The sequence below is a fragment of the Methyloparacoccus sp. NF-16 genome, from assembly GCF_056880625.1.
Genome location: NZ_CP174130.1, coordinates 281,501 through 307,592, shown reverse-complemented (window position 1 = coordinate 307,592; position 26,092 = coordinate 281,501). Strand labels below are relative to the sequence as shown.

Here is a 26,092-nt window from a genome sequence, read left to right as displayed (position 1 = left end):
TTAAAACTCTTGTCTGCGTAATGTTCAAAGGCCGGCTCAGACCGCCGCTGCGCCGCCGACGATTTCGGCGATTTCCTGGGTGATGGCCGCCTGGCGCGCCTTGTTGTAGATCAGCTGCAATTCCTTGATCAGCTTGCCGGCATTGTCGGAGGCGCTCTTCATCGCCACCATCCGCGCCGCCTGCTCGCAGGCGTTGTTTTCCACCAGCCCCTGGAAGACCAGGGATTCGACATAGCGAATCAGAAGCTGATCGAGCACCTCCTTGGCGTCCGGCTCATAGATGTAATCCCACAGGCCCTTGCTGGCGTCCTCGGCCATCTCGTCGGGGCTCACCGGCAGCAGGCGCACCAGCCTGGGCTTCTGCGTCATGGTGTTGACGAACTCGTTGTAGAGCAGGTGCACTTCGTCCACCTTGCCTTCGGCATAGTCGTCCAGCATGACCTTGATCACGCCGACGATGTCCTCAAGGTGCGGCTTGTCGCCGAGGCGGGTGGCCTGGGCGGCAATGTTGGCGCCGATGGCGTTGAAGAACCCCGCGCCCTTCTGCCCGATCACGCCCAGTTGCGCATCGACACCGGCTTCGGACCACTCGCGCAATCTGCGGAGCGCCAACCGGAACAGATTGGCGTTCAAGCCGCCACAGAGCCCCCGGTCGGAGGACACCAGGATGACGCCGACCCGGCTAACGGGCCGGGCCACCGTGTAGGGATGGCGATACTCCGGATTTGCGGTGGCAAGGTGCCGGATGATCTGCGCCACCTTGCGCGAATACGGGCGGGTCGCCAGCATGCGGTCCTGGGTTTTGCGCATCTTGCTCGCGGCGACCATCTCCATGGCCCGGGTGATCTTCTGAGTATTCTTGATACTCGTGATCTTCAGGCGGATCTCTTTGCCGACGGCCATGGCGCTGCCTTACCAGGTGTGGGTGGACTTGAAGGTGGTCACCGCTGCGCGGAGCCCGCCCTGGATTTCGTCGCTGTAGTCACCGGTGCTGTTGATCCTGTCCAGCAGGGCGGCTTGCTCGGATTTCATGTATGCCTGCAGGCCATCCTCGAAATCGCGCACCTTGCCGACCGGAATGTCGTCCAGGAAGCCCTCGTTGGCCGCGAACAGCGACACCGCCATCTGCGCCACGCTGAGGGGCGAGTACTGGCTCTGCTTCATGATCTCGGTGACGCGCTGGCCGCGTTCGATCTGCTTGCGGGTGGCCTCGTCAAGATCGGAGGCGAACTGGGCGAAAGCCGCCAGTTCGCGGAACTGGGCAAGGTCGAGACGGATGCCGCCGCCCAGCTTCTTGATGATCTTGGTCTGCGCCGCGCCGCCGACACGGGACACGGACAGGCCGGCGTTGACGGCAGGACGTACGCCGGCATTGAAGAGGCTGGTTTCCAGGTAGATCTGGCCGTCGGTGATCGAAATCACGTTGGTCGGCACGAAGGCGGACACGTCGCCCGCCTGCGTCTCGATGATCGGCAGTGCCGTCAGCGAGCCGGTCTTGCCCTTGACCTGGCCACCGGTCAGCTTCTCCACTTCCTCGGCATTGATGCGCGCCGCACGCTCGAGCAGACGCGAATGGAGGTAGAAGACGTCGCCCGGGTAGGCCTCGCGGCCCGGCGGACGGCGCAGCAACAGGGAAATCTGGCGATACGCCCAGGCCTGCTTGGTGAGGTCGTCATAAATGATCAACGCATCCTCGCCGCGATCACGGAAGTATTCGCCCATGGCGCAGCCGGCGTAGGGAGCGATGAATTGCAGCGCGGCCGACTCGGATGCGGAAGCGGCGACGATGATCGTGTGCGCCATGGCGCCATGCTCTTCCAGCTTGCGCACCACGTTGGCAATGGAAGACTGCTTCTGGCCGATGGCGACATAGATGCACTTAACGCCAGTGCCCTTCTGGTTGATGATGGTATCGATAGCGATGGCGGTCTTGCCGGTCTGGCGGTCGCCGATGATCAGTTCGCGCTGGCCGCGCCCGACCGGGATCATCGAGTCGATGGCCTTGAGACCGGTCTGCAATGGCTGATCCACCGACTGCCGGGCGATGACGCCCGGGGCGATCTTCTCGATCGGCGAACGACCGGCCTCGGCCACGGGCCCCTTGCCGTCGATCGCCCGCCCCAGGGCATCCACCACGCGCCCCAGCAGGCCCTCCCCCACCGGCACATCGAGAATGCGGCCGGTACAACGGACGGCATCACCTTCCGCCAGATGCTCGTAGGAGCCCAATACCACGGCACCGACCGAGTCCCGCTCGAGGTTGAGCGCCATGCCGTAGGTATTGCCGGGAAACTCCACCATCTCGCCCTGCATCACGTCGGAGAGACCATGCACGCGCACGATCCCATCGGTCAGGCTGACAACGGTCCCCTCGCTGCGCGACTCGACGCCGAGATCGAAACTCTCGATCCGCGCCTTGATCAGGTCACTGATTTCAGATGGATTCAGCTGCATTTTCGTTTCTCGCAATTAATTCCTGAGTTTCTTGGCCAACCGCTCGATCTGGCCACGCACGGAGGCATCGATCACCCGATCCCCCGCACGGACAAACACGCCACCGATGAGATCATGATCGACCGTCACGGTCATCCTGGCCTTCCGGCCCAGGGCATCGTCCAGGGTCCTGCCGAGGCTGGCCTGCTCCTCCGCGGTCAGCTCGAAGGCCGACGCCACCTCGACGTCGACATGGCCCTCGTCCTCGGCCTTGAAAGCGGCATAGAGCGCCGCGATCTCCCCGGCCAGGTTCAGCCGCTGATTCCTGATGAGCAGGCGGGCGAAGTTCTGGCCCTCCGGATTCAATCGCCCCTCGCACAAGCCGAGGAAGGCCTGCGCCAAGGCCTCGCGACGCACCTTGGGATTTGCCAGCGCGCGCTGCACGCGCGCGTCGGCGGTGACTGTGGCGAGAAAGGCCAGCTGATTGGCCCATTCGTCGGCGGTGCCGGTTTCCTTGGCCCGCCGGAAGGCGGCCACCGCGTAAGGGCGGGCCAATGTCGTCAATTCGCCCATTACTTTTCGTCCAGTGCCTTGCCGAGGTTATCGATGATTTCACTGTGCCGGCCGCGATCGACCTCCTTCCTGAGGATCTGCTCGGCGGCTTCGACGGCCAGCTCGGCCACCTGCTGCCGCAGCCCTTCGCGGGCCTTCTGCACTTCGCGGTCGATATCGGTGCGTGCCGCCGTAACGATGCGCTCACCCTCTTCCCTGGCGGACAGCTTGGACTCCTCGACCAGCTCGCCAGCCCGCTTCTGCGCCAGACTGACGATATCCGCCGCCTGATCCTTGGCCTCGCGCAACAAGCCGCTGGCACGCTTCTCGGCCAGACCCATCTCGTGCTGGCCTCTTTCGGCGGCCGCCAGACCTTCGGCGATCCTCTTCTTCCGCTCCTCCAGGGCCTGCATAATCGGTGGCCACACGTACTTCATGGTGAACCACACCAGAAGCGCAAACGTGATCATCTGGCCGATCAGTGTTGCGTTGATACTCACAGCGCTTTCCCTCGTTACGTCAGTTCGCCGCGCAAGAGCGACGGATTGCCCAAGCTCAACCCTTCAGCGCGGACAGGAAGGGGTTGGCGAAGGTGAAGAACAACGCCAGACCGACGCCGATCATGGTCACGGCGTCCAGCAGACCCGCCACGATGAACATCTTGACCTGCAACAGCGGCACCAGCTCCGGCTGGCGCGCCGCGCCTTCCAGGAACTTCCCGCCCAGAATGCCGAAACCGATGGCGGTTCCGAGGGCGCCCATACCCAGGATGATGCCCACAGCGATGGCGGTCAGGCCCTGTACATTGGCGATCGATGCAATTTCCATTGTTCCTCCAGAGGACAAGCAGTGATTGAAATGAAAGTCGGTCTAGTGATCTTCGTGCGCCAGACTCAGATAGACGATCGTCAGCACCATGAAGATGAATGCCTGCAGGGTAATGATCAGGATGTGAAACACCGCCCAGGGGAAACTCAGCAGTGGCTGCACGAACCATGGCAGCAAGGCGATCAGGATGAAGATGAGTTCGCCGGCATACATGTTGCCGAACAGTCGCAGCGCCAGCGACACCGGCCGCGCCACCTCCTCGACCAGCTTCAGCAGCAGATTGAAGGGGATCATCCACTTGCCGAAGGGGCTCAGCAGCATCTCCTTGGCAAAGCCGACAGGACCCTTGACCTTGACGCTGTAGAAAATGATCAGCAAGAAGACCGATATGGACATGCCGAAGGTGGCATTCAAATCCGTGCTCGGCACGACCCGCAGATACTCGAGACCGATGGCCGAACCGATCAGGGGCAGCAGATCCACAGGGATCAGGTCCATGAAGTTCATCAGCCAGATCCACACGAAGATGCTCAGCGACAGCGGCGCGATCAGGGCGCTCTTGCCGTGGAAGGCGTCCTTGACCTGCGTGTCGACGAATTCAACCAGCATTTCGGCGAAATTCTGCAGGGGCCCGGGCACATCCGAGGTTGCACCATCGGCCACCCGCTTGAACAGGAACAGGAAGAAACCGCCAAGCACTGCGGAGAAAAACAGGGTATCGAGATGCAGCGTCCAGAAACCTTCGCCCACCGACAGAGGCGTCAAGTGATGGACGATATACCCCGTCGCCCCACCACCGCCGTGCGCCGCTTCAGCCGCCATGCTCGTTACCCCCATTCATTTCATTTTGCTCCGCGCACCAGCAGCGAGAGCCACAAAACCGACAACACCAAAACAAACCCGGACAACAGCGCCGGGAAATGGACGAACGGCCATCGCAGAACGACCGCGAAGAGGCTCACCGTCAGGGCAAGCTTGACTGTTTCACCAAGATAGAACGACCGCACCACCTGCCTGGCCGTCCGGCGATCATCGCGCACACCGAACCGCCACGCGAAACAGAGATTCGGCACCAGCGCCAGCAAGCCACCCAAGCCCGCGGAAATCCCCACCCGACCACCCGCGAACAGCGCCCCCAGAAGCCCGGACAACAGGACGACGAAGCCCTGCGCCAAGAGAATCCAGCGAACGATGGGAAAGAATCGGGGGGACGGTGCGCTCAAGGTCATGGCCGCACAAGTTCGCCGATTCTATCAGCGCCAACCCCGGAGATCAACGATTCAACTCGCCGCGAAAACGGCTCAGCACACCATCCAGCTCATCGAGACTGCTGTAACGGATGATGATCTGGCCGCTCCCCTTGCTGCCGTGCCGGATGGAAACCGGGGCGCCGATCCGCGCGGAGACATCGTCCTCCAGACGGCGGATATCCGGGTCCTTCGCCGTCACCGCCGCAGACCTTGCCGGCCGGCCAGCGACCGCCACCTCCTTCATCGCCTGCACCAGAGCCTCGGCGGCACGCACATTCAGCTCGCCCTCGACAATCTGTCGCGCCGCATGGAATTGCTGCACCTCGGGCAATCCCAGCAAGGCGCGGGCATGCCCCATGTCGATGCGCCCCCCGGCCAACAGCGCCTTGACGTCCGCCTGCAGGTCGTTGAGACGCAGGAGGTTGGTCACCGCCACCCGGGACTTGCCCACCGCATCGGCCAGTTGCTGATGGGTCATGCGGTATTCGTCCAGCAGGCGCTTGAGCGCCTCGGCCTCCTCCAGCGCATTGAGGTTCTCTCGCTGAATGTTCTCGATCAGTGCGATGGCGAGGGCCGCCTGATCGGAAACCTTCCGCACGACCACGGGAACCTCGGCCAGCCCCGCCAATCGCGCGGCACGCCAGCGCCGTTCGCCGGCGATGATCTCGAACCGCTCGGCCTCGACTTCCCGGACCACGACCGGCTGCACGATACCCTGGGCGCTGATCGAATCGGCCAGCTCCTGCAATTTGACGGGGTCGATATCCTTCCGCGGCTGAAAGGCGCTCGGCGAGAGCCGGTCCAGCCCCACCAGCCTGAGCCGCTCCGAGCTCCCCGCCTCCAGCTTGGCCCCGCCGAGCAGGGCGTCCAGCCCGCGCCCCAGACCTCTCTTCTTTGCCGACATTGATGTGTTTCTTCGAATGGTTCTACTGGTTGCGCCGAACGATTTCCTCGGCAAGCGCAAGATAGGCCTGAGCCCCCTTGGAGCCCCGGTCATACCGGACGATGGACAGGCCATGACTGGGCGCTTCGGCCAAGCGAACGTTGCGCGGCACGATGGTTGCGAAAACCTTGTCGCCGAAATGCTCCAGCAGTTGCGCGGAAACCTCCGCCGCCAGCCGGCTGCGGCTGTCGTGCATGGTCCGCAGCAATCCCTCGATATGGAGCTCGGGATTGAGCATTTCCTGCACGTTCTGCAGCGTGCCGACCAGGTCCGACAACCCCTCGAGCGCGTAATATTCGCACTGCATCGGGATCAACACGCTGTCGGCCGCAACCAGGGCGTTGAGTGTCAGCACATTCAGCGCGGGCGGACAGTCGATGAGAATGAAATGATAATCATCGCGGCAGGCCGCGAGCGCCTCGGACAGCACACGCTCGCGGCCGATGCGCTGCATCAGCTCGACCTGCACCGCGGTCAGGTCGGCGTTTCCAGGAAGAAGGTCGAGCCCCTCCTCGTCGGTGCTGACGATCGCGTCACCGATAAAGGTCCGCCCCGCCAGCACCTCATAGGCGCCATGACCACGTTCGTGCTTGTCGACACCGCATCCCATGGTGGCGTTGCCCTGGGCATCGAGATCGGCGAGCAAAACCCGATACCCCAGCGTCACCAGAGAGGCCGCCAGGTTGACACTGGTGGTGGTCTTGCCGACACCGCCCTTCTGATTGGCGATCGCAATGATCTTGCCCATGGCCGGTTACGCCCCGATCTCGATCAGATGGCGCTCCGCCTCCAGGCCCGGAACAGACAGAGGGTGAACGCGCAGCATCTCGGCCTGCTGCAAGCGCGCCATCTCATCGACCGGCAGACGACCCTTGAGCGCCAGCAGGCGCCCCCCCGGTCGCAGCAAGCGACGCGTCAGCGCCTGCATCACATCCAGTCCCGCAAACGCCCGCGCCAACACCACATCGAAGCCCTGCGCGGGCACGTATTCCTCTACTCGCATGGCCTCGGCCTGCACATTCTCCAACCCCAAGGTCAGGATCACCTGTTTCACGAATCGAATCTTCTTGGCGCTGCTGTCCAGCAGCACAAAGCGTTTTTGCCGCAAGGCAATCGCCAGGGGAATACCCGGCAGACCTGCGCCGGTGCCAACGTCGAGTACCGCCTCTCCGGCCAGGAACGGCGCCACCGCCAGACTGTCGAGCAGATGCCGATCGACCATGGCCAGCGACTCCCTGATCGCGGTGAGATTGTAGGTCTCGCCCCATTTTCGCAGCAGCGCCAGGAACGCCAGCAAGTCACGGATCTGCGCGGCATCAAGCGCCAGATCCAGACGGATGAGCCCCGCAGACAGGCGCTCGTGCAGAGCATCTTGCGCCGTCACGCGGTCTTTTTCTTCAGATGGACCAGCAGCAAGGACACCGCGGCCGGCGTCACTCCCGGAATCCGGGAGGCCTGCCCCACGGTCTCGGGCCGCTGGGCCCTGAGCTTTTCACGCACCTCGTTGGACAGCCCGACCACGTTGGCGTAGTCCATCTCATCGGGCAGGCGCCAGTGCTCGTAGCGCTGCAGGCGCTCGATCTCGACCTGCTGCCGGTCGATGTAACCCTGATACTTGACCTGGATTTCCACCTGCTCGCGCACAGACTGCCCGACGGTTTCCGCCGCCATGGGCATCAGCGCGACGACCTGATCGATACCGACTTCCGGTCGCCGCAACAGCTCCAGCAGGCTGGCCTCGCGCGTCACCGCGCCCCCCAGCAGCAGCGCCACCGCTTCGGCCAGTGGCGAGTTGGGCCGCACCCACTCGCCGGCAAGCCTGTCCCTGAGGGACGCCACTGCGTGCTGCTTGGCCTCGAAAGCCCGCCATCGCGCGTCATCGACCAACCCCAGGCGGCGCCCCGTCGGGGTCAGACGCAAATCCGCATTGTCCTCGCGCAACAGCAGACGATATTCCGCCCGGCTGGTGAACATGCGGTAAGGCTCCACCGTGCCGCGCGAGATCAGATCATCGATCATGACACCGATATAGGCCTCTGCGCGATTGGGCGACCAAGGCTCCTGCCCCTGGGCCTGGAAGGCCGCATTCAGCCCGGCGACCAGCCCCTGCGCCGCTGCCTCCTCGTAGCCCGTGGTACCGTTGATCTGCCCGGCGAAGAACAGCCCCGCCAGCTGCCGCGCCTCCAGGGATGCCTTCAAGCCACGGGGATCGAAGTAATCGTATTCGATGGCATAGCCGGGGCGAGTGATATGGGCACTCTCGAACCCGCGCACCGACCGTATCGCCTGGTACTGGACATCGAACGGCAGGCTGGTCGAAAAACCGTTGGGATAGATCTCCCGCGTTTCGAGCCCCTCCGGCTCGACAAAGATCTGGTGCGAGTCCTTCTCGGCAAAACGGACGATCTTGTCCTCGATTGAGGGGCAGTAGCGTGGCCCGACGCCCTCAATCACCCCGGCATACATGGGCGAACGGTCAAGGCCAGCGCGGATGATCTCGTGCGTGCGCTCGCAGGTGCGGGTAATGAAGCAGGAAACCTGCCGCGGGTGCTCCTCGCGCGCGCCGAGAAAGGAAAATACGGGAACCGGCTCGTCGCCGGGCTGCTCGGTCATCCTGTCGTAAGCGAGCGTTCTACCGTCCAGTCGCGGCGGCGTACCGGTCTTGAGACGCCCGACCGCGAACGCCAGCTCGCGCAGGCGCGCCGAGAGATCATTGGCAGGCGGATCGCCCATGCGGCCGCCTTCGTAATTGTTGAGCCCCACATGGATGCGGCCGGCAAGGAAAGTACCCACCGTCAGCACCACACAGGGCGCCGTGAAGCGCAGGCCGATCACGGTACGCACGCCGGCGACACGCTCGCCCTGCACCAGGAGGTCGGACACGGTCTGCTGGAAGAGATGGAGGTTCGGCTGACATTCCAGGGCCTGTCGCACCGCTTGGCGATACAGCACCCGGTCAACCTGGGCGCGCGTCGCGCGGACCGCAGGCCCCTTGCTGGCATTGAGGATGCGGAAGTGGATGCCCGCCTGGTCGGCGGCGCGGGCCATCAGCCCACCGAGGGCATCGATCTCCTTGACCAGGTGCCCCTTGCCGATGCCGCCAATGGCCGGATTGCAGCTCATCTGTCCCAGGGTCTCGATGTTCTGGGTCAGCAGCAGGGTTCTGCAGCCCATGCGGGCGGAGGCCAGCGCGGCTTCGGTACCGGCATGTCCGCCACCGACCACAATGACATCGTAAGCTTCTGAAAACGGCATATGGAGTAAGAGGCAGACCCGATTCCTAGCAGGAGTACATTACACCATGCGGGGCCCTGCCTGCACGCGGAACCTCAACGGACACGGCCCATGCACCCCCCATGCTACAATCTGGGCGACCCCAATGATTGCCGAAAGGGCCGATCCATCGTGTTTCAGCATCCCTTCCGATTCATACTCGCCGCGCTGATCGTCAGCGCCGGTACAGGCGTCCAGGCGGAGAACGGAGCGATCCCGCCGCCGCCCCCGATTGCCGCGGCGGCCTACATCCTCATGGACGCCAACAGCGGACGCGTACTGGCCGAGCAGAACGCCGACACGCAGCTCGAGCCAGCCAGCCTGACCAAGATGATGACCGCCTACATCACGTTCGGCGAACTGTCGCAGAACCGGTTGCAGCTGGACGACATGGTAACCATCAGCGCCAAGGCCGCCAGCGCCGAGGGTTCGCGCATGTTCGCCGAACCCGGCAGCAGCGTGGCGGTCGAGAATCTGATCAAGGGCATGATCATCCAGTCCGGGAATGACTCCAGTATCGCCCTCGCCGAGCGGATCGGGGGTGACGAAGTGCGCTTCACCGAACGGATGAACGAGACAGCCAGACAGCTGGGGATGACACAGACCCACTATGTCAACAGCATGGGACTTCCCGCCCCCGACCACTACACCAGTGCCCGCGACGTGGCCACCCTAGCGCGGGCACTGATCCGGGAATTTCCGGAATATTACAAATGGCACGCCATCAAGGAGTTCACCTACAACAACATCAAGCAGGGGAACCGCAACCGCCTGCTGTGGCAGGACCCGACGGTGGACGGCATCAAGACCGGACATACCAAGGGTGCCGGCTATTGCCTGGCAGCGTCCTCCGTGCGGGACAACATGCGCCTGATCTCGGTCGTCATGGGCGCCAAAAGCGACAAGCTGCGCGCCAGCAGCAATGCCGACCTGCTGAATTATGGCTTCAAGCATTTCGAGACGCGCCAGCTCTATCAGGGCAAAATCAAGCTGACCGAGGCGCATGTCTGGAAGGGCGCGCAATCCAACATCCCCGCGGGACTCCGGCAGGACTTCCATGTCACCTTTCCCCGCGGCCAATATGACGGCCTCAAGGCCAGCATGGAAGTCGACAACAAGAGTATCGCCCCCATCGACGCCGGCGCCCGGCTTGGCGAGGTCAAGGTCACCCTCAACGATCAGGTCATCGCCCGTGATGATCTGGTGGCACTGGAATCCGTCGCCAGAGGCGGCCTGTTCAAACGCCTGTTCGATGAGTTGGCGATGTTAATCAAGCGCTAGGGAGACCAAGGCAGCAATGACAGATATGGATATGCAGGTTTACCTCAACGGCGAGTTCCTGCCACTGGGCGAAGCCAAGATTTCGGTGCTCGACCGCGGGTTCCTGTTCGGCGACGGTGTCTACGAAGTGATCCCGGTATACGGCGGCAAACCCTTGCGCCTGACCGAGCACCTGCGGCGACTGGACCAGAGTCTGGCCAATATCCGCATGCAGCCGCCGCTGACGGACGAGGCCTGGTCCGCCATCTTCGATCGCCTGATCAGTGGCACACATGACCAGTCGATCTATCTGCAGGTAACCCGGGGAGTGGCCACCAAGCGGGATCATGCCATCCCCGCGGGCGTCGCGCCCACCCTCTTCGCCATGTGCACGCCGATTGCCCCCCCGCCTCCGGCGGGCATCAGGGCGATCACGGTCGAGGACATCCGCTGGAATCGCTGCGACATCAAGGCCATCACCCTGCTGGCCAACGTGCTTCTCCGCCAGCAGGCCCTCGACACCGGCGCTGCAGAAGCCATCCTGATCCGCGACGGCAAGGTGCTCGAGGGCGCCGCCAGCAATATCATGATCGTCCTTGGTGGCACGCTGGTAACGCCACCCAAGGGAGCGGCCATTCTGCCCGGCATCACCCGCGATCTGGTGCTGGAACTCGCAGCGGCCCAGGGGGTTCCGACGGAAGAACGTACGATCGACCTGAGCGAACTGGGGCAGGCCAGCGAAATCTGGATGACCAGCTCGACCCGCGAGATACTCCCGGTCATCGAACTGGACGGCAAACCGGTCGGCGAGGGCAAGGCCGGCCCGCTGTGGGCGGTATTGCAGTCCGCCTATCAGGCATACAAGCAAATGCTCAGGGAGTCCGCGCGGGCCGGCTGAGCCGCCCATTCCCCAACAGCACGCCCGCGCTCCGGAAGGCCGGCGCCACCGGCCTTCCGGCCCATGACCCGAATACAGCGGATCGCCATCATGACCGACAACCACGAAACCCTGCTCGAGTTTCCCTGCGAGTTTCCGATCAAGGTCTTCGGTCATACGCACGCGGAGTTCGAGTCCCAAGTGATCGCCATCATCCTTCGCCATGCCCGGCTTGCCGAGGACAGCCCGGTGCAGTCGCGCAAGAGCCAAGGCGGCAAATACGATGCAGTCACCGTCACCATCACCGCCACCAGCAAGCCCCAGCTGGACGCCATCTACCTGGACCTGACCGCCAGTCCAGACGTCATCATGGCGCTCTGAGCACCCCGAGATCCGTCATGGCCGAGAGCCCCCGCCAGGATGACGGCATCAACAGCCCGCCCGAGGAGCACCTGCGGCAGCACCTGCTAGAAATCGTCGAGCTGCTCAAAAAACAGAAGCTGGAGGAAACCATCATCCAGCACCAGACCATGCCCCATCACGACCTGGTTGAGACGCTGATGCACAAACAGCATCAGGTGGCCATCAAGCAGAAGCTGGACAACCTGCACTCGGCGGACATTGCCTACATCCTTGAGGCCCTGCCGCTGGAGCAGCGCCTCATGGTGTGGAACCTGGTCAAGTCCGAGCTGGATGGACAGATCCTGCTCGACGTTTCGGATGCGGTTCGCGAGACACTGATTTCCTCGATGGACAAGAGCGAGCTCCTGTCCGCCACCGAGCAGCTCGACACCGACGAAATCGCCGACCTGGCCCCGGATCTCCCCGAGGAGGTGATGCAGGAACTGCTGCAGAGCCTCAACGACCAGAATCGCCAGCGCCTCGAATCGGTGCTGGCCTATGGGGGCGACAGCGTGGCCGCACTGATGGATTTCGGCATGGTCACCATTCGCGCCGACACCACCCTCGGCGCCGTGCTGCGCTACCTGCGGCGCCGCGGCGAGCTGCCGGAACACACGGACAAGCTGTTCGTTGTCGACGAAAACAGCATCCTGCAGGGCGTGCTCTCCCTCAAGCGACTGGTCACCCACAGCTCCGACCGCAGTGTGGCATCGGTGATGGCCAGAGACGTGGTCTTTTTCCGCCTGGATGACAATGCCGAAGACGCGGCCCGGGCCTTCGAGCGCTACGACCTGCTGTCGGCACCCGTGGTGGACGAGCAGCACCGCCTGCAAGGGCGTCTCGGTATCGACGTCATCGTCGACCTCATCCGCAAGAAATCCGACGAGGACCAGCTGGCAGAGGCCGGACTCCTGGAGGATGAGGACATTTTTTCCGGCGTATGGAAAAGTGCCAGCAACCGCTGGCTCTGGCTGGCCGTGAACCTGGTCACGGCCTTCGCCAGCACCCGCGTCATCGGTCTCTTCGAGGACACGATCGTGAAGATTGTCGCACTGGCCTCGTTGATGCCCATCGTGGCCGGGATTGGCGGCAACACAGGAAACCAGACCAGCATACTGATCGTCCGCTCGATCGCACTGGGACTGATCAATTCGACCAATACGCGGCGCCTAATCGTCAAGGAGCTTCTGATCGGCCTGCTCAACGGAGTGGTCTGGGGCGCGGTACTGGGGCTGCTCGCCTATGGACTCTACGGCAACACCCAGCTCGGCCTGGTCATGATGGCCGCAACCCTGTTGAACTTGGTCGTGGCCGCCATCACCGGTCTCGCCATTCCCCTGATTCGCCACCGCCTTGATCTGGATCCGGCCATCGGCACCAGCGTGCTCCTGACGGCGATGACCGATGGCATGGGGTTTTTCATCTTTCTCGGCCTGGCCAAGCTGTTTCTCGACAAGACGCCTTGAGTGCCATTCACATTCGCCAACTGGGTCTGACGGATTTTGCAGCTGTCTGGGCAGAGATGCGAGCATTCACCCTCGCCAGATCGGCGAATGCCCCGGACGAGATCTGGCTCACGCAACACTCATCTGTTTATACCCTAGGATTGAACGGTAACCCTGCCCATCTGCGGGAGTCTAGCCATATCCCGCTCGTCAGAACGGACCGCGGCGGCCAGATCACCTGGCACGGTCCGGGACAGCTGGTGGCCTACACACTCATCGACCTCAAGCGAGCCGGCTTCGGTATACGCAGCCTGGTCGACCGCCTGGAATCAGCCGTCATCAACACCCTGCTTCCGTTCGGAATACGGGGCGAGCGCATTCCTCAGGCGCCCGGCGTCTATATCCAGGGGGCCAAGATCGCGTCGGTCGGGCTGCGCATCGTGCGAGGGTGTAGCTACCATGGACTCAGCCTCAACATTGATCCCGACCTGAGGCCATTTCTGGCCATCAACCCCTGCGGCTATGCGGGCCTGACGGTCACCAGCCTGGCCGATCAGGGCATTCGCAGCTCCGTGATGGTCTTGATGCCATCTCTGCTACTGTCACTGATGGATGCACTCGGCTACCCATCCATCGAAAACCAAGCCCACTGAACCCAGCTGCCGACTCCCATAACCATGAAATACTCTGAAAACGACCCGACGGCACCTTCCCGCAAAAGCCCGGAAACGCATCACCGCAATCAGGACAAGGTGAAGCGCATCCCCATTCAGCCCATCACGATTGAAGCCACGCCGCGCAAACCGGCCTGGATACGTACCCGACTGGGGAATGAAGCCAAGGTGCGGGAAATCAAGCAAATCCTGCGCGCCCATCAACTGCACAGCGTCTGCGAGGAGGCTGCCTGCCCCAACCTGTCCGAGTGCTTCGGACATGGAACGGCCACGTTCATGATCCTGGGCGATCTTTGCACGCGCCGCTGCCCATTCTGCGATGTGGCCCATGGACGCCCGAAACCGCCCGATCCGGCTGAGCCGGAGCATCTCGCGCAGACGGTGCGTACCTTGGGACTGAAATACGTGGTCATCACTTCGGTCAACCGCGACGACCTTCGCGACGGCGGGGCCCGGCATTTCGTTGACTGCATCGCCTCGATCCGGACGCATTCACCCAGCACCCGCATCGAGATTCTCACACCGGATTTTCGTGGACGCCAGAACATCGCGCTCGATCTGCTCGCTCTTGCGCTACCGGATGTCTTCAATCACAACCTAGAAACCGTACCGCGCCTCTACAGATCCGCCCGACCCGGGGCTCATTACGACCAATCCCTGGACCTGATTCAATCGTTCAAGCAGCGCCACCCGCACGTCATGACCAAATCCGGCCTGATGCTCGGCCTCGGCGAAACCTCTGACGAGGTCAAGACGGTGATTGCCGATTTGCGCCGGCACGGCTGCGACATGCTGACGATAGGCCAATATCTGCAACCCAGCCCTGCCCATCATCCGGTGCTTCGCTTCGCAGAACCGCGGGAGTTTGAGGAACTGGCAAACTTTGCCAGGGAGCTGGGATTCTCATCCGTCGCCAGCGGCCCCATGGTTCGCTCGTCCTATCATGCCGACGCCCAGGCCGTAGCTTTGATGGCATAGACCGGGTATCGTCAGCCGCCTCATCATTCAGGCCCCAGCGAGCCTGCCATACCCAATAAAAAAGCCCCCCATCTGACGATGGGAGGCTTTGGTGATCCGCGAGGATCGGGGTACCGGGACGAACCCGGCACCCGCCGTACCTTACATGAAGGACGGGATCAGCGGCGCGTCGATCTGGCTGATCTGACGGTTGCCATCTGCATCGAAGAAGAACAGCAGACCGGCGAAGCGGCTGTCCGGATCGTAGATGATGTCGGACAGACGATACACTTCCCACGCCGCGTCGGATGCGGTCACCTCAACGGTGCGGGTCTCACCCGCAGCGATCGGGCTGTTGTCGCTGACTTCCAGACCGTCTTCCGCCAGAAGGTCTTCCGGATAGCCGGTGGTGTCCTTGTAGACGTCGGAATCCAGGAAACGAACGGAGGCGGTGTAGAACTCACCCAGACGGACAGCCTTGTCACCGTTGTTGGTGATGGTCAGCTTCATGCGCATTGCACGGCCCGGAACGCGGTAGGTTGCGTCTTCTACCTTGACGGCAATGGTGGACTTCTCGTCAACCGCCGGCTTCATGCCACGCATCGTGCCCGCCTGCAGCGGGATGGTGATCGGGTACTTGCTGTTGGCGGTCGACATCGCGAAGATGACGATCAGCAGGGTGGCGGCTGCGAAGCCCATGCCAATCTTGCGGTCGGTGCCGGAAACCAGTTCGTTGGCACGGCCAGCGTTGACCAGCAGGAAGCGGGGCAGGAACACCGGACGGCGGATCCAGTAGATGATCCAGGCCAGGCCGAAGGCATACCAGAAGGCATGCCAGAAGTAGGTGTTCTCGAGGTTGTAGGTCTCAAGGTCAATGGTCTGACCGGTCAGGGTGGTGAGCGGGTTCTTGAACTCGCCCATGGAGCCTTCGATGGTGATCCACTTGCCCGGGCCGATGATCGGACCGCCGCCTTCGACGTTCATCATGGTGTGGACGTGCCAGTCACCCGGACGACGTGCCTTGAGGACGACCTTGAAGTCGTAGGTCTTGCCGATTTCCAGACGGACCGAACGCGGTACCAGCTGGCCACCAATGTAGGATTCCTTGCGGATGAACACGGGACCGGGGATACCGATGTTCAGGAACGCCGATTCCGGTGCGTCAACGGTCTCGGGCCAACCTTCGAAGACGTGGAACTTGCCGGTGATTTCGACAGTTTCGTTGACCTTGACCTTTTCCTTGGACCACTTCAGGTCGTACCAGTGGATGGTACGCATACGCATGAAGGCGGCCTGGGACTTTTCACCGTGGGCAGCGGCATTCGGGGCGTAGAAGCTGGTCGCGGCAAAGGCGGTCAGCAGGCTGACCATGGACCATTTGGCGATCCGGTCTTTGAGTAGTTTCATGGTTCTTCCTCTCTCGAGTTTTCGGGTGTACCGCGCCGGAATATGCCGGGCGGTCGTTGTCGTTCGTGGGTTCGGCCGTCTCTTAGGACTGCTTGATGAAGCGGACGTTGGCGAACCAGCGGCCTACGAAATGCCACATGAAGTAGATCAGGATAGACATGAAGGCCGAGAAGAAGGCGGATACCGGTGCGACGTCCTTACCGAAGGTACGCAGGGTGCCCTTCTCTACCATACGGATGTACTCGGGGGTGCCGGTACGTACGTAGTTGTAGCCCTGGATGTCGGCGATGGACATCAGCATGCCGTTGTATTCCACCGGTACGTGCAGCGGGGCGATGATCGGCCAGTTGCCCGGGTAGAAGATGAGGCCCCAGCCCATGGCGCCGATGATGGCGGTGAACAGGTAGCTGCCGGACAGGAGCAGCACGGTGTCGAGCAGGATCGCACCCGGGGTCAGGATCGCCGGGAAGACGAAGTTGACGGGGAAGTAGGTCCAGCCCCAGAAGTTGAAGTAGCGGTTGACCCATTCACCGAACAGCAGGGCCAGTACGCAGAGGGTGGCACCCCACGGCTGACGGAAGCGTTCCCACAGGAAGTACTGGACGGCAGCCGGGAAGGTGACCAGTACGATCGGGGTGACGGTGACCCACAGACGACGGTCTTTCCAGTCGGACCAGAAGTCCCAGTCACCCATGGTGAGCATGGCGTGAATGTGGTAGGAACCACAGACGACGAAGAAGAAGACGAACAGGCCCAGCCAGTCGACGGTCCGGGACACTGACACCGCTTCGGCATGGGACCGTACGGCTGAGTTAAGTGCGCTCATGTATACCTCCAAAGGTTGCTTTTGTTGTCGTTCGGGCGGCGGTGGCCCGCCGCCCAAACCAGTGGCCGGGGCCCGTCGTCCGCAAGACCGTGGCCTTGCAGCCGGCGGGCCGCCGGTTTTCCGCTTACTTGGCGATCAGACCCTGGTCAACGGCTTCACAGACAGTGTTGCCGATCAGGTTGCCGATGCTGGCGAAGACCTGCAGCAGGACGCCTGCAATGGCCAGCGCCAGCCAGCCGAAGAAGACGAAGCCGTAGTGCAGCGGGGCGACGAACAGCTCTTCCATGAACCAGAAGGTGTGACCCCACTCGTTCAGGCCGACGTTCGGCAGAATCATGAACGGACCGACAACCACCACCAGGTACGGCAGCGACAGACCTTCGGAGAAGAAGGGCAGGCGGGTCTTGGCGTAGATGAACGAGCCAAAGCCGGTGATGATGTAGATCGGGTAGCTCAGGTAGAACTCGATGATGTGCGACGGGGTGAAGTCGGTGTCGCGCACGATCGTCTGGTGCCAGGTGCCGTCCTGCTCGGTGAAGTACGAGGCACCCCAGTAGATGGCATTCGCATAGGCGAACAGCCAGATCAGGTGGGTCATGTTGCGACGCAGTTCTTCACGCGGCTCGATCGCGGCCAGGTTGCGGTCGCGGGTCTTCCAGAGGTAGCCCCACAGGATGGAGGCGGTGACCACTTCCAGTACGATTTCGGTGTACAGGAAGTTCATCCAGTAGGTCTCGAACTCCGGTGCGAAGGAGTCCAGGCCAGCGGACCAGCCGTACACGCCTTCATACCAGCGTACCCACAGATAGAAAACGAAGTAGATGCTGAATGCAAATACGACCCATTTGGTGTCCAGCAGCGGGCGTTCAGCCGCGCCTACACCACTCGCAGTTGTTGCTGCCATGTTGCTTACCTCTTTTTTGGTGTGTTGAGTTGCAGTGCGTTGCCGCACCCTTGAGCTTCAGTCCTTCGATGTTGACGACCCCAGCCTGTCGCTGTGGCCGCACCCCGGTCCTCAGAGTGAGGCGCAGTCTACCACCCCGCCCCCGCCTGTCAATAAAAAATGCGACATTTTGTCGCATTTATTTTTCTCCCGTTCGATGTCTGCCGGCATGGATCGGCGCCAGCCGGGATGGGGCGTCCAGCAAGGAAATTTGCGGCAACCCTCAGCCCCGCGCATGGGTGCAAAACATGACCACCCGATACCGGCCAGCCACAAAAGATGGGATGGCCGCCCACCCGGCAGAGGGACATCAAGGTGGAGCAACGGGGATTCTGACCCTAACCGAAACGTCCCGTGATGTAGTCTTCCGTCAGTTGATGCTGCGGATTGGTGAACACCTGGGCCGTTTCCCCGACCTCGATCAGGCGCCCAAGATGGAAATATGCTGTACGTTGGGAAACGCGCGCAGCCTGCTGCATCGAATGGGTGACGATGGCGATGGTGAACTGGGAGCGCAGTTCGTCGAGCAGTTGCTCGATCTTGGCGGTGGCGATCGGATCCAGCGCCGAACACGGCTCATCCATGAGGATCACCTCAGGATTGACCGCTATCGTCCGGGCGATGCAGAGACGCTGCTGCTGGCCACCGGAAAGACCGGTACCGGGATGGTTGAGCCGGTCCTTGACCTCATCCCAGAGACCGGCGCGTCGCAACGAAACCTCGACAATTTCCTCCAGTTCGGCCTTGGACAGCGCCAGACCATGGATGCGCGGACCATAGGCCACGTTCTCGAAGATGCTTTTCGGGAAGGGATTGGGTTTCTGAAAAACCATGCCCACCTGGGCCCGCAGGGGTACCACATCGATATCGGGCCCATAGATGGCCCGGCCATCCATCAATATCTCACCCGTCACGCGGCAGCCCGGCACGGTATCGTTCATGCGATTCAGGCAGCGGATGAAGGTTGATTTGCCGCACCCAGAAGGACCGATCAGCGCAATGACCTCGTTGCGGCCGATATCCAGGGTCACATCCTGGATGGCATGCTTGTCGCCGTAATAGACATTGACCTTGCGGCACTGAATGCGCGCGTTGGCGGAAAGGATTTCCCCCACAGTTTCGCGATGCTCCCGGCTGTAGTTGATATCCGGTGAGGCTCTGTTCTTGTCTCTCATGTCGCCATTATCTCTCGCCTGAGATGTTCATGCCCTGCGGCCTGATCGGCAGACACACAGGCGTTATCGATCCTGGATGTCCCTACCAGCGTCTCTCGTAGCGCTTCCTGAGATAGACGGCCAACCCGTTCATCACGATCAGAAAACCCAGCAGCACCAGGATGGCCGCCGACGTGCGCTCAGTGAAGGCGCGCTCGGGGCTATCCGCCCAAAGATAGATCTGCACAGGGAGAACCGTGGCCGGGTCGGTGATGCGGGCGGGAATGTCCACAATGAAGGCGACCATGCCGATCATCAGTAATGGCGCACTCTCCCCCAGCGCACGCGCGGTGCCGATGATGGCTCCGGTCAGCATTCCCGGGATGGCCAGCGGCAGTACATGATGAAATACCATTTGCACCGGCGAGGCGCCTATGCCCAGAGCCGCCTCCCGCACCGAGGGCGGCACCGACTTCAGCGCCGAACGACCGCTGATGATGATCACCGGCAAGGTCATCAGGGTCAGCACCAATCCTCCGACCAGCGGGGATGAGCGGGGCATGCCCATGACATTGATGAATACCGCCAGCCCCAGCAGCCCGAACACGATCGAGGGAACCGCAGCCAGATTGTTGATGTTGACTTCGATGAGATCGGTCCAACGATTGCGGGGGGAAAACTCTTCAAGGTAGATGGCGGCCGCAATGCCGATCGGCAGGGAAAGCCCCACTGTCACCAACAGGGTCAGGGCAGAACCGGTCAGCGCCCCCAGAATACCCGCAGTTTCTGGCTCGCGGGAGTCGCCCCGACTGAAGAAGGTGCGGTTGAACCGTTTCTCGACGCGCCCTTCGGCACGGAGCTTCTCCAGCCAGCCCCGCTGCTCGCGCAGCCGCTCGTTCGCCTGCGCCTCGGAAATCTGGACGTGTCCCTTGTTCAACATGTCGACCGCATCGTCCGCCGGCAGCCACAGCCTTACCGTCGAGCCGATGATCGCCGGATTGCGCCGGACGCTTTCTCGGATGGACTCACCCGCCGATCCGCTGATCATGGCGGACAGCATGCGCCGTTCCTGACGCGCGGTCACCTCGGGGAACAAGCGGCCAAGCGATCCCTTCCACAGGGCATCATAGTCGGCGCCGAGCAGTTGCTCGGTGGTACGGGTACCCTCGGGGTCGATGATGGCGGCCTCCAGCTCGACATCCAGGGCGATGTAGGTGTACTGGAAGGCCGAATAACCCTTGCCGATGATGCTGGCAAACAGCACCACCAGGGCCAGCAAACCGAGACAGATGGAAACCAGCCCATACCAGCGGAAGCGCTGCTCGGCCCGGCGCCGTCTGGCCAGGCTGGCGGACACGGCATCCAGGGTGCGGAGCCCGGAGGCTTCGGCAGAGGGCGACTCACTCTCACTCATACTGTTCACGGTATTTGCGCACGATGCGTAAGGCCAGGATGTTCAACGCCAGCGTCAGCAGGAACAAAACCAACCCCAGCGCGAAGGCGGCCAAGGTCTTGGGACTATCGAATTCCTGGTCCCCCACCAGCAGGGTAACGATCTGCGTGGTGACCGTGGTCACCGCCTGCAGCGGGTTGAAGGTCAGGTTCGCACTCAGCCCGGCAGCCATGACGACGATCATCGTTTCGCCGATCGCGCGCGATACCGCGAGGAGAATGCCACCGACGATGCCAGGCAAGGCCGCCGGAATCACGACCTGCCGTATCGTTTCCGACTGGGTCGCCCCGAGTGCGTAGGCCCCATCCCGCAGGGCTTGCGGCACCGCATTGATAAAGTCGTCCGACAACGAAGAGACGAACGGGATGATCATGATCCCCATCACCAGACCGGCGGCCAGGGCACTCTCGGAGGAGACGTCCTGCCCGGCCCAGGCGCCGAAATCGCGAATGAAGGGCGCAACCACCAGTGCGGCGAAAAATCCGTAGACCACCGTCGGGATGCCAGCCAGCACCTCCAGCAATGGCTTTGCGACCGCGCGGAAGCGGGGACTGGCATATTCGGACAGGTAGATGGCCGACAGCAGGCCTACGGGAACGGACACCAGCATCGCAACCAGCGAGATCAGCGTGGTTCCGAGCACCAGCGGGATGATGCCGAAGGCCCCGGAAGAACCTGCCTGGTCGGCACGCATGGCGATCTGCGGGCTCCACTTCATGCCGAAGAGGAAATCGGTCAAGGGCACCAGACTGAAGAAGCGGACCGACTCGACCAATACCGACAGCACAATGCCGATGGTTGTCAGTATCGCCACACCGGCACAGGCGATCAGGAAGATTTCGAGAAAGCCCTCGACCTGGTTTCGGGCGCGGTGCTGCGGCCGAATCCTGGTCCTGGCCCACCACATGCCCGCCAGGGCAGTGGCGACGGTGAGCAGCGCCAGCAACCGGTTGCTGGTGTGCTCCAGCTCCAGATAACGCCGCGCGGCCTCGCGGATCGCCGGCGCGGCCTCGCCGTTCGCATTGCTTGCGACATTGCGGATGTCGTTGACGAGCAGGCTGAGCTGCTCGGGCGAGCCGGACAGCATGGCCTCCGGCAGAACCGCCAAGGCCGCGTGCGTGATGTACGTGGCCTCGAGGGTGAACCAGACCAGCATCAGCATCAACGCCGGCACCCCGCACCAGAGCGCGGTGTAGTAACCGTAGTACCCCGGAAGGGAGTGCAGCTCCTGCAAGCCACCGTTGCCCGCCCAATACAGCGCGCGCCGCCTGCCCACCTGGAAGGCGAGCACGCTCAACAACAGAACCAGCAGCAGCAAGGTCGATTTATCCACATTGCCTCTCTTCGATCACACTCCCATGCCTCCCCTTGGCTTGACGCGGTGCCTGGACTGCCATGGGAAAACCGGATTCCATGCAGGCGCGGCAGAGAACTCCACCAGACAAAAATGACAAAGTGCCTAGTATAGCCTGCCGCAATGACAGTCTTGTTGCCGCTTACCCGGTTTTCATCAGGAGGTGTACCGGGCCAGTGTCTTGGCCAGCTGCACGCGCTCCGCCACCGGCTCCGGTATCGAAATCAGGCCCTGGATATGACGCAGGCGCGACAGCAGCCCGATGCGATTGGCCAGCTGGATGCTCAGGCCGGGCCGGGCGTTCATCTCCAGCATCATCGGCCCATGGTTCTCGTCCAGAACGATGTCCACGCCGATGAACCCAAGGCCGGCAAAATCATGGCAGGCGGCAGTCATGGCCAGTATCTCGTCCCAGTAGGGAATCAACCGGCCGGAAAGATTGCCGCCAGTGTCCGGATGCTGCTCGATGGGCCGCTCATGCCAGACACCGGAAAAGGTTCGCCCCGACGCCAGATCAATGCCGACGCCGATCGCTCCCTGATGCAGATTCGCCTTGCCATCGGACAGACGCGTCGGCAATCGCACCATCGCCAGCACAGGAACGCCACGGAAAACCAGCGTCCGAATATCCGGCACTCCCTGAAAGCTGATGCGATCGAAAATCGGGTCGAATCTGACGCGATACTCGATCAGCGCAGAGTCGGGCAGTCCTCCCAGGCTATACATGCCACCCAGGATATTGGAGATGTGATGTCCCAGTTCCTCGTCGTCGGCCAGCACGCCGTTCGCCTTGCGATAGCGACCATCATGCCGACCGGTCACGATCAGGATGCCTTCGCCACCAGCACCATGGGCAGGCTTGATGACAAAATCATCATAAGGGCTCAGCAGCGTGGCCAGCTCCTCGATCTGATGGGTGATTTCGATCACGCAATAGAGCTGGGGCACCACTATTCCAGCCTTGACGGCCAGTTCCTTGGTCAGCAGCTTGTTGTCCACCAACGGATAATTGCGGCGCGGATTGTACGGCAGGATGAAGTCGGCATTCCGCTCGTTCATGCCCATGATGCCAAGCCGCCGAAGCCGTCGCCAGGGCGGTGTCAGTGCCTGCCTCAGGTCCATGCGCTCAGTCTCTCAGCGCCGCCCGGAAGCGCCACAGCTCGGTCAAGCGATATCCCGTATAGCGGCCCAGCAACAGCGTCATGGCCAGGATCACCAGCAACAATTCAGGGAAGACGAAGATGAGGTGCTCCAGGTAGCGGTTGCTCATGCAGAGATACGCCAAAGCCGCCACAATCAGGCTGCCGGCGCCCTGGATCAGCGCCTCAGCGGGTCCTAGCTCCTCCCAGACCAGGGACATGCGCTCGATGGTCATGGCCAGGATGACCATGGGAAACAGCGCCACCGACAGACCGCGGTCAAACCCCAGCTTGTGGCTGAAAATGCTGATGATCGCCATCAGCATGATGACAATGATCAGTACCGACGCCAGGCGCGGCACCAGCAACAGCTTGAGGTACTCCAGGTAGAAACGGATCAGCAAGCCCAGCAGGATTAGCGTACAGAACAGCACCATGCCCCAGACCAGCTCGGTTTCGCGGAACGCCAGCGCAATGAGGACAGGCATGAAGGTGCCAAAGGCCTTGAGTCCCACGACATTGCGCAGAATGACGATGAGAAAGGCGCCCACCGGCACCATCAGCAATACCCGATATACGTTCTGGACGCTGACCGGCAAGCTGAACAGCGAATACTCCATCAGCCTTGACCCCATCTGCCGCGCCCGCTGCTCGGCGATCAAGGTCCGGTCCTGTGCGCGTTCCGTGACCGAATAATCGACCTGCTCGTTCTTGCCCCCCAGCACCTCGAGCACCGGCTGGGACCCCACGTACCACAGCACGCTGCCCTCGGGCGCACCCGGCTCACCCGTATGCGGATTCAGGGCCGTCCATTGCTTGCCATCGAAGAATTCCAGCCAGGGCGTCAGCGAGCCGTGATTGATGCCATCCTTCAAGATCAGATAATGGGCCATGCGGGCAGGAATGCCGGCGCCGCTCAGCAGGTTCATCACCCGCCGCACCCAGTCCCCGGGTTCGTCGATGCCCTGGCGGAGCAGGATGACGTTGGGGTCTGCCGTCGGCGCATTGAGCCGTACCAGCAGTTCGCGGGCAAACGACCGGATGTCGGCCGACTTGCTGCGCACATCCTCCATCAGGCCCTTGGCGGCTGAACCCAGGGCTTCCGGCAACGCTGGCGGCTGAACGGCGGGTGGGGGCGTCAAGGGCGGTTCGGCCGCCGGCGCCTGAAGGCTGGAATCACGCGCCAGATGCAGGCGGTAATACAGCACCTGATAGCCCTTGGCCTGGCGGACAGCCCACTCGGCCACCCGACGCAGACCATCGTCCTCGGTCGTCAGCCCGTAACTGCCGGAGACGAAATTTTCGTCCACCACGGTATAGCCCGTGGGCTGGCGCGGAATATAAAAGCGTACCTTGGCGGCGGAATTGCGCCGGGCCTTGAATTCGATGCGCGCCTCGACCGTCAGCACCTCGGCCTTCTCGGTCGGTACCAGCGGCAGGCCCAGGCGTGTCACCTTGAACCAGCAGACGCTCAGGCCGAGCGTGGTCAGCAGCAGGGCGAGAATCTTGACGTGGACGCCACGCATGACAACCACCTAGCGGCAACGGCATCCGATGCGGCTAAGGCTTGCCCGATTTGGCATCAGACCCATTGCCTCGCTGGCCACAGGCATCCTGATCACCCTTGAAGATGAACGTCGCGGCAGAATCCACCAGCGCCACATCGGCAAGGAAACTGCGGCCCAGCAGAACGGGATAATTGAAGCTGCTGCGGTCATTGAGGGTGAATTCTGTCTCATAGTCCCGACCGTTCTTGCAGATGGTCAGCGTGACCACATCCCGGGTGGAGGATCGCGACAGCCGCTCCTTGATGACCGCTTTCCTCACCAGGGGTCGCTCGATCCTGATCGGGTCGGCGGTCTTGTCGGCGCGGAACTCGAACCGGACCCAAGGATCCCCGTCGCGAGAAAAATGTTCGACGTTGCCGGCATGCAGGGAAGATGTTTTAGCCCCGGTATCCAGCTTGGCGGTGACGCGCAGATTGAGTGGCCGGAGAAATACCGTTTCCAGCCAGCCCATGATCTTCCGGTCCTGGGTCACCCCATCGGACTTGGCCGCCGACGGGGCCGCCATCGCGAGAGAGAACGCCAGCAGACAGGTCGCCGCTTTGCCACGCTGCATGGATAAGCCCCACGTCATGTCAATATCCCGATGCCGGGCGTCAGTCCAGCGGGACAGCGTGCCACGCCGCCTGACGCCTCATCGGTGATCAGTCCTGCGGATAGGTCAGGCCTTTTTTCTGGCTGGCGTAATAGGCCGCCACATCCCTGATGTCCTCCTCGCTCAGGGTCGAGGCAAATCCCATCATCATGGGGTTGCTGCGGGCTCCCGACTTATACTCGTTCAACGCCCGAATGAGGTAGCTCTCATGCTGCCCGGCCAAGCGCGGGAACATCGCATTCTCGCTGTTGCCGTCCTCGGCGTGGCAACTGGCGCAGGCAGCCGCCTTGGTCCTGCCGGCCTGCGGATTGCCGGTCACCGGCAGGCTCGCATTCATGCCGCGGAACTTGGACACATAGGCGGCGATATCCTGCATGTCCTGCTCGGTCAGGTTATCGGCATTGCCTTTCATGCTGCCATGCTTGCGCTCGTCGTCGCGGTATGCCTGCAGGGCCGAAACCACGTAATCGGCATGCTGACCGCCAATGCGCGGCACATGGTACGTGGGGTAGGCGTTCGTGTAGCCGGGCACGGAATGGCAGCCTTCGCAGGTATAGAACTTTTGCTTGCCGGCGACAGGATCGCCTGCGGCGAAGACGGCAGGAGCGACAAGCGCACAGATACCTGCCAGGACTGGAACGTTAAGCTTCACATTGAACATAAGGGTGCTCCGACTCTTGAATTCTCGATGGTGCCCCGATTGCTGGGCGCCGCCCATGATTCATTGACCAACACGCCCGGACAAGACCGCCCCTGCAGCCA

At 62.2% G+C, this 26,092-nt stretch carries 27 protein-coding genes; 6 read left to right on the top strand and 21 right to left on the bottom strand.

The annotated features are described in order from the left end of the window. Positions 1 to 36: 36 nt before the first annotated feature. Genes atpG through mnmG form a run of 11 tightly spaced genes read right to left on the bottom strand, consistent with a single transcriptional unit; the run spans position 37 to position 9,261 of the window. Positions 37 to 903, bottom strand: a complete 867-nt coding sequence (gene atpG, locus ACH5N8_RS01440; protein ID WP_483282213.1) for a F0F1 ATP synthase subunit gamma — start codon at positions 901 to 903, stop codon at positions 37 to 39. A 9-nt stretch (positions 904 to 912) separates the two neighbouring features. After that, a complete protein-coding gene (gene atpA / locus ACH5N8_RS01435; protein WP_483282212.1) occupies positions 913 to 2,454 on the bottom strand; it encodes a F0F1 ATP synthase subunit alpha in 1,542 nt (513 codons plus the stop codon). Between the two features lie 15 nt (positions 2,455 to 2,469). Then, positions 2,470 to 3,006, bottom strand: coding sequence for a F0F1 ATP synthase subunit delta (locus ACH5N8_RS01430; RefSeq protein ID WP_483282211.1), 537 nt, complete (start codon positions 3,004 to 3,006; stop codon positions 2,470 to 2,472). Further along, positions 3,006 to 3,485 (bottom strand): F0F1 ATP synthase subunit B, encoded by a 480-nt coding sequence (locus ACH5N8_RS01425; protein ID WP_483282210.1) that lies wholly within the window; start codon positions 3,483 to 3,485, stop codon positions 3,006 to 3,008. The genes ACH5N8_RS01430 and ACH5N8_RS01425 overlap by 1 nt, the downstream gene beginning before the upstream one ends. Positions 3,486 to 3,540: 55 nt before the next feature. Continuing rightward, complete coding sequence (atpE, locus tag ACH5N8_RS01420; RefSeq protein ID WP_460027320.1) at positions 3,541 to 3,813, bottom strand: F0F1 ATP synthase subunit C; 273 nt, start codon at positions 3,811 to 3,813, stop codon at positions 3,541 to 3,543. 42 nt (positions 3,814 to 3,855) lie between these two features. Beyond that, the gene (gene atpB / locus ACH5N8_RS01415; protein ID WP_460027319.1) at positions 3,856 to 4,635 is read right to left on the bottom strand and encodes a F0F1 ATP synthase subunit A; all 780 of its coding nucleotides are present in this window, start codon (positions 4,633 to 4,635) and stop codon (positions 3,856 to 3,858) included. Between the two features lie 20 nt (positions 4,636 to 4,655). Next, positions 4,656 to 5,042, bottom strand: a complete 387-nt coding sequence (locus ACH5N8_RS01410) for an ATP synthase subunit I (RefSeq protein WP_483282209.1) — start codon at positions 5,040 to 5,042, stop codon at positions 4,656 to 4,658. Positions 5,043 to 5,085: 43 nt separating this feature from the next. Beyond that, complete coding sequence (locus tag ACH5N8_RS01405) at positions 5,086 to 5,967, bottom strand: ParB/RepB/Spo0J family partition protein (protein WP_483282208.1); 882 nt, start codon at positions 5,965 to 5,967, stop codon at positions 5,086 to 5,088. 22 nt (positions 5,968 to 5,989) lie between these two features. Further along, on the bottom strand, positions 5,990 to 6,754 hold the full coding sequence (locus ACH5N8_RS01400) for a ParA family protein (protein WP_460027316.1): 765 nt from the start codon (positions 6,752 to 6,754) through the stop codon (positions 5,990 to 5,992). 6 nt (positions 6,755 to 6,760) lie between these two features. Continuing rightward, on the bottom strand, positions 6,761 to 7,390 hold the full coding sequence (gene rsmG / locus ACH5N8_RS01395) for a 16S rRNA (guanine(527)-N(7))-methyltransferase RsmG (RefSeq protein ID WP_460027315.1): 630 nt from the start codon (positions 7,388 to 7,390) through the stop codon (positions 6,761 to 6,763). After that, a complete protein-coding gene (gene mnmG / locus ACH5N8_RS01390) occupies positions 7,387 to 9,261 on the bottom strand; it encodes a tRNA uridine-5-carboxymethylaminomethyl(34) synthesis enzyme MnmG (RefSeq protein ID WP_460027314.1) in 1,875 nt (624 codons plus the stop codon). Before mnmG ends, rsmG begins: the two co-directional genes overlap by 4 nt. A 150-nt stretch (positions 9,262 to 9,411) precedes the next feature. Here mnmG and ACH5N8_RS01385 point away from each other — a divergent pair, with 150 nt between their 5' ends. The 6 genes from ACH5N8_RS01385 (at position 9,412) to lipA (ending at position 14,915) form a co-directional block, all read left to right on the top strand. Continuing rightward, positions 9,412 to 10,560: a D-alanyl-D-alanine carboxypeptidase family protein gene (locus ACH5N8_RS01385; protein ID WP_460027313.1), complete on the top strand. Its 1,149-nt coding sequence runs from the start codon at positions 9,412 to 9,414 to the stop codon at positions 10,558 to 10,560. A 25-nt stretch (positions 10,561 to 10,585) separates the two neighbouring features. Continuing rightward, the gene (locus tag ACH5N8_RS01380; RefSeq protein ID WP_460027354.1) at positions 10,586 to 11,437 is read left to right on the top strand and encodes a D-amino acid aminotransferase; all 852 of its coding nucleotides are present in this window, start codon (positions 10,586 to 10,588) and stop codon (positions 11,435 to 11,437) included. Between the two features lie 63 nt (positions 11,438 to 11,500). Further along, complete coding sequence (locus ACH5N8_RS01375; protein WP_460027312.1) at positions 11,501 to 11,797, top strand: YbeD family protein; 297 nt, start codon at positions 11,501 to 11,503, stop codon at positions 11,795 to 11,797. Positions 11,798 to 11,814: 17 nt separating this feature from the next. Continuing rightward, on the top strand, positions 11,815 to 13,284 hold the full coding sequence (gene mgtE / locus ACH5N8_RS01370; RefSeq protein WP_460027311.1) for a magnesium transporter: 1,470 nt from the start codon (positions 11,815 to 11,817) through the stop codon (positions 13,282 to 13,284). Further along, entirely contained in the window at positions 13,281 to 13,916 is a 636-nt protein-coding gene (lipB, locus tag ACH5N8_RS01365) for a lipoyl(octanoyl) transferase LipB (RefSeq protein ID WP_460027310.1), read from the top strand. The genes mgtE and lipB overlap by 4 nt, the downstream gene beginning before the upstream one ends. 24 nt (positions 13,917 to 13,940) lie before the next feature. After that, positions 13,941 to 14,915 carry a lipoyl synthase gene (lipA, locus tag ACH5N8_RS01360; RefSeq protein ID WP_460027309.1) on the top strand — a complete coding sequence of 325 codons (975 nt, stop codon included), beginning with the start codon at positions 13,941 to 13,943 and terminating at the stop codon, positions 14,913 to 14,915. A gap of 141 nt (positions 14,916 to 15,056) precedes the next feature. Here the strand turns inward: lipA and amoB are convergent, their stop codons facing one another. The 10 genes from amoB to ACH5N8_RS01310 form a co-directional block, all read right to left on the bottom strand. Next, positions 15,057 to 16,301 (bottom strand): bacterial ammonia monooxygenase, subunit AmoB, encoded by a 1,245-nt coding sequence (gene amoB, locus ACH5N8_RS01355; RefSeq protein WP_483282207.1) that lies wholly within the window; start codon positions 16,299 to 16,301, stop codon positions 15,057 to 15,059. An 82-nt stretch (positions 16,302 to 16,383) separates the two neighbouring features. Then, complete coding sequence (gene amoA, locus ACH5N8_RS01350; RefSeq protein WP_460028921.1) at positions 16,384 to 17,127, bottom strand: bacterial ammonia monooxygenase, subunit AmoA; 744 nt, start codon at positions 17,125 to 17,127, stop codon at positions 16,384 to 16,386. Positions 17,128 to 17,251: 124 nt separating this feature from the next. Beyond that, the gene (gene amoC / locus ACH5N8_RS01345) at positions 17,252 to 18,031 is read right to left on the bottom strand and encodes a bacterial ammonia monooxygenase, subunit AmoC (protein WP_483282206.1); all 780 of its coding nucleotides are present in this window, start codon (positions 18,029 to 18,031) and stop codon (positions 17,252 to 17,254) included. A gap of 377 nt (positions 18,032 to 18,408) precedes the next feature. After that, positions 18,409 to 19,245: a phosphate ABC transporter ATP-binding protein PstB gene (gene pstB, locus ACH5N8_RS01340; protein ID WP_460028604.1), complete on the bottom strand. Its 837-nt coding sequence runs from the start codon at positions 19,243 to 19,245 to the stop codon at positions 18,409 to 18,411. A gap of 82 nt (positions 19,246 to 19,327) precedes the next feature. Beyond that, on the bottom strand, positions 19,328 to 20,638 hold the full coding sequence (gene pstA / locus ACH5N8_RS01335; protein ID WP_483282205.1) for a phosphate ABC transporter permease PstA: 1,311 nt from the start codon (positions 20,636 to 20,638) through the stop codon (positions 19,328 to 19,330). Then, the gene (gene pstC / locus ACH5N8_RS01330) at positions 20,631 to 21,995 is read right to left on the bottom strand and encodes a phosphate ABC transporter permease subunit PstC (protein ID WP_483282204.1); all 1,365 of its coding nucleotides are present in this window, start codon (positions 21,993 to 21,995) and stop codon (positions 20,631 to 20,633) included. The genes pstA and pstC overlap by 8 nt, the downstream gene beginning before the upstream one ends. A 192-nt stretch (positions 21,996 to 22,187) precedes the next feature. After that, positions 22,188 to 23,153, bottom strand: coding sequence for an alpha-L-glutamate ligase-like protein (locus ACH5N8_RS01325; RefSeq protein WP_460028601.1), 966 nt, complete (start codon positions 23,151 to 23,153; stop codon positions 22,188 to 22,190). A 4-nt stretch (positions 23,154 to 23,157) separates the two neighbouring features. Further along, positions 23,158 to 24,696, bottom strand: a complete 1,539-nt coding sequence (locus tag ACH5N8_RS01320) for an inactive transglutaminase family protein (RefSeq protein ID WP_483282203.1) — start codon at positions 24,694 to 24,696, stop codon at positions 23,158 to 23,160. Positions 24,697 to 24,730: 34 nt separating this feature from the next. Further along, on the bottom strand, positions 24,731 to 25,309 hold the full coding sequence (locus tag ACH5N8_RS01315; protein WP_483282202.1) for an ATP-dependent zinc protease family protein: 579 nt from the start codon (positions 25,307 to 25,309) through the stop codon (positions 24,731 to 24,733). 70 nt (positions 25,310 to 25,379) lie between these two features. Further along, positions 25,380 to 26,048: a c-type cytochrome gene (locus ACH5N8_RS01310; RefSeq protein ID WP_483282201.1), complete on the bottom strand. Its 669-nt coding sequence runs from the start codon at positions 26,046 to 26,048 to the stop codon at positions 25,380 to 25,382. Between the last annotated feature and the right edge of the window lie 44 nt (positions 26,049 to 26,092).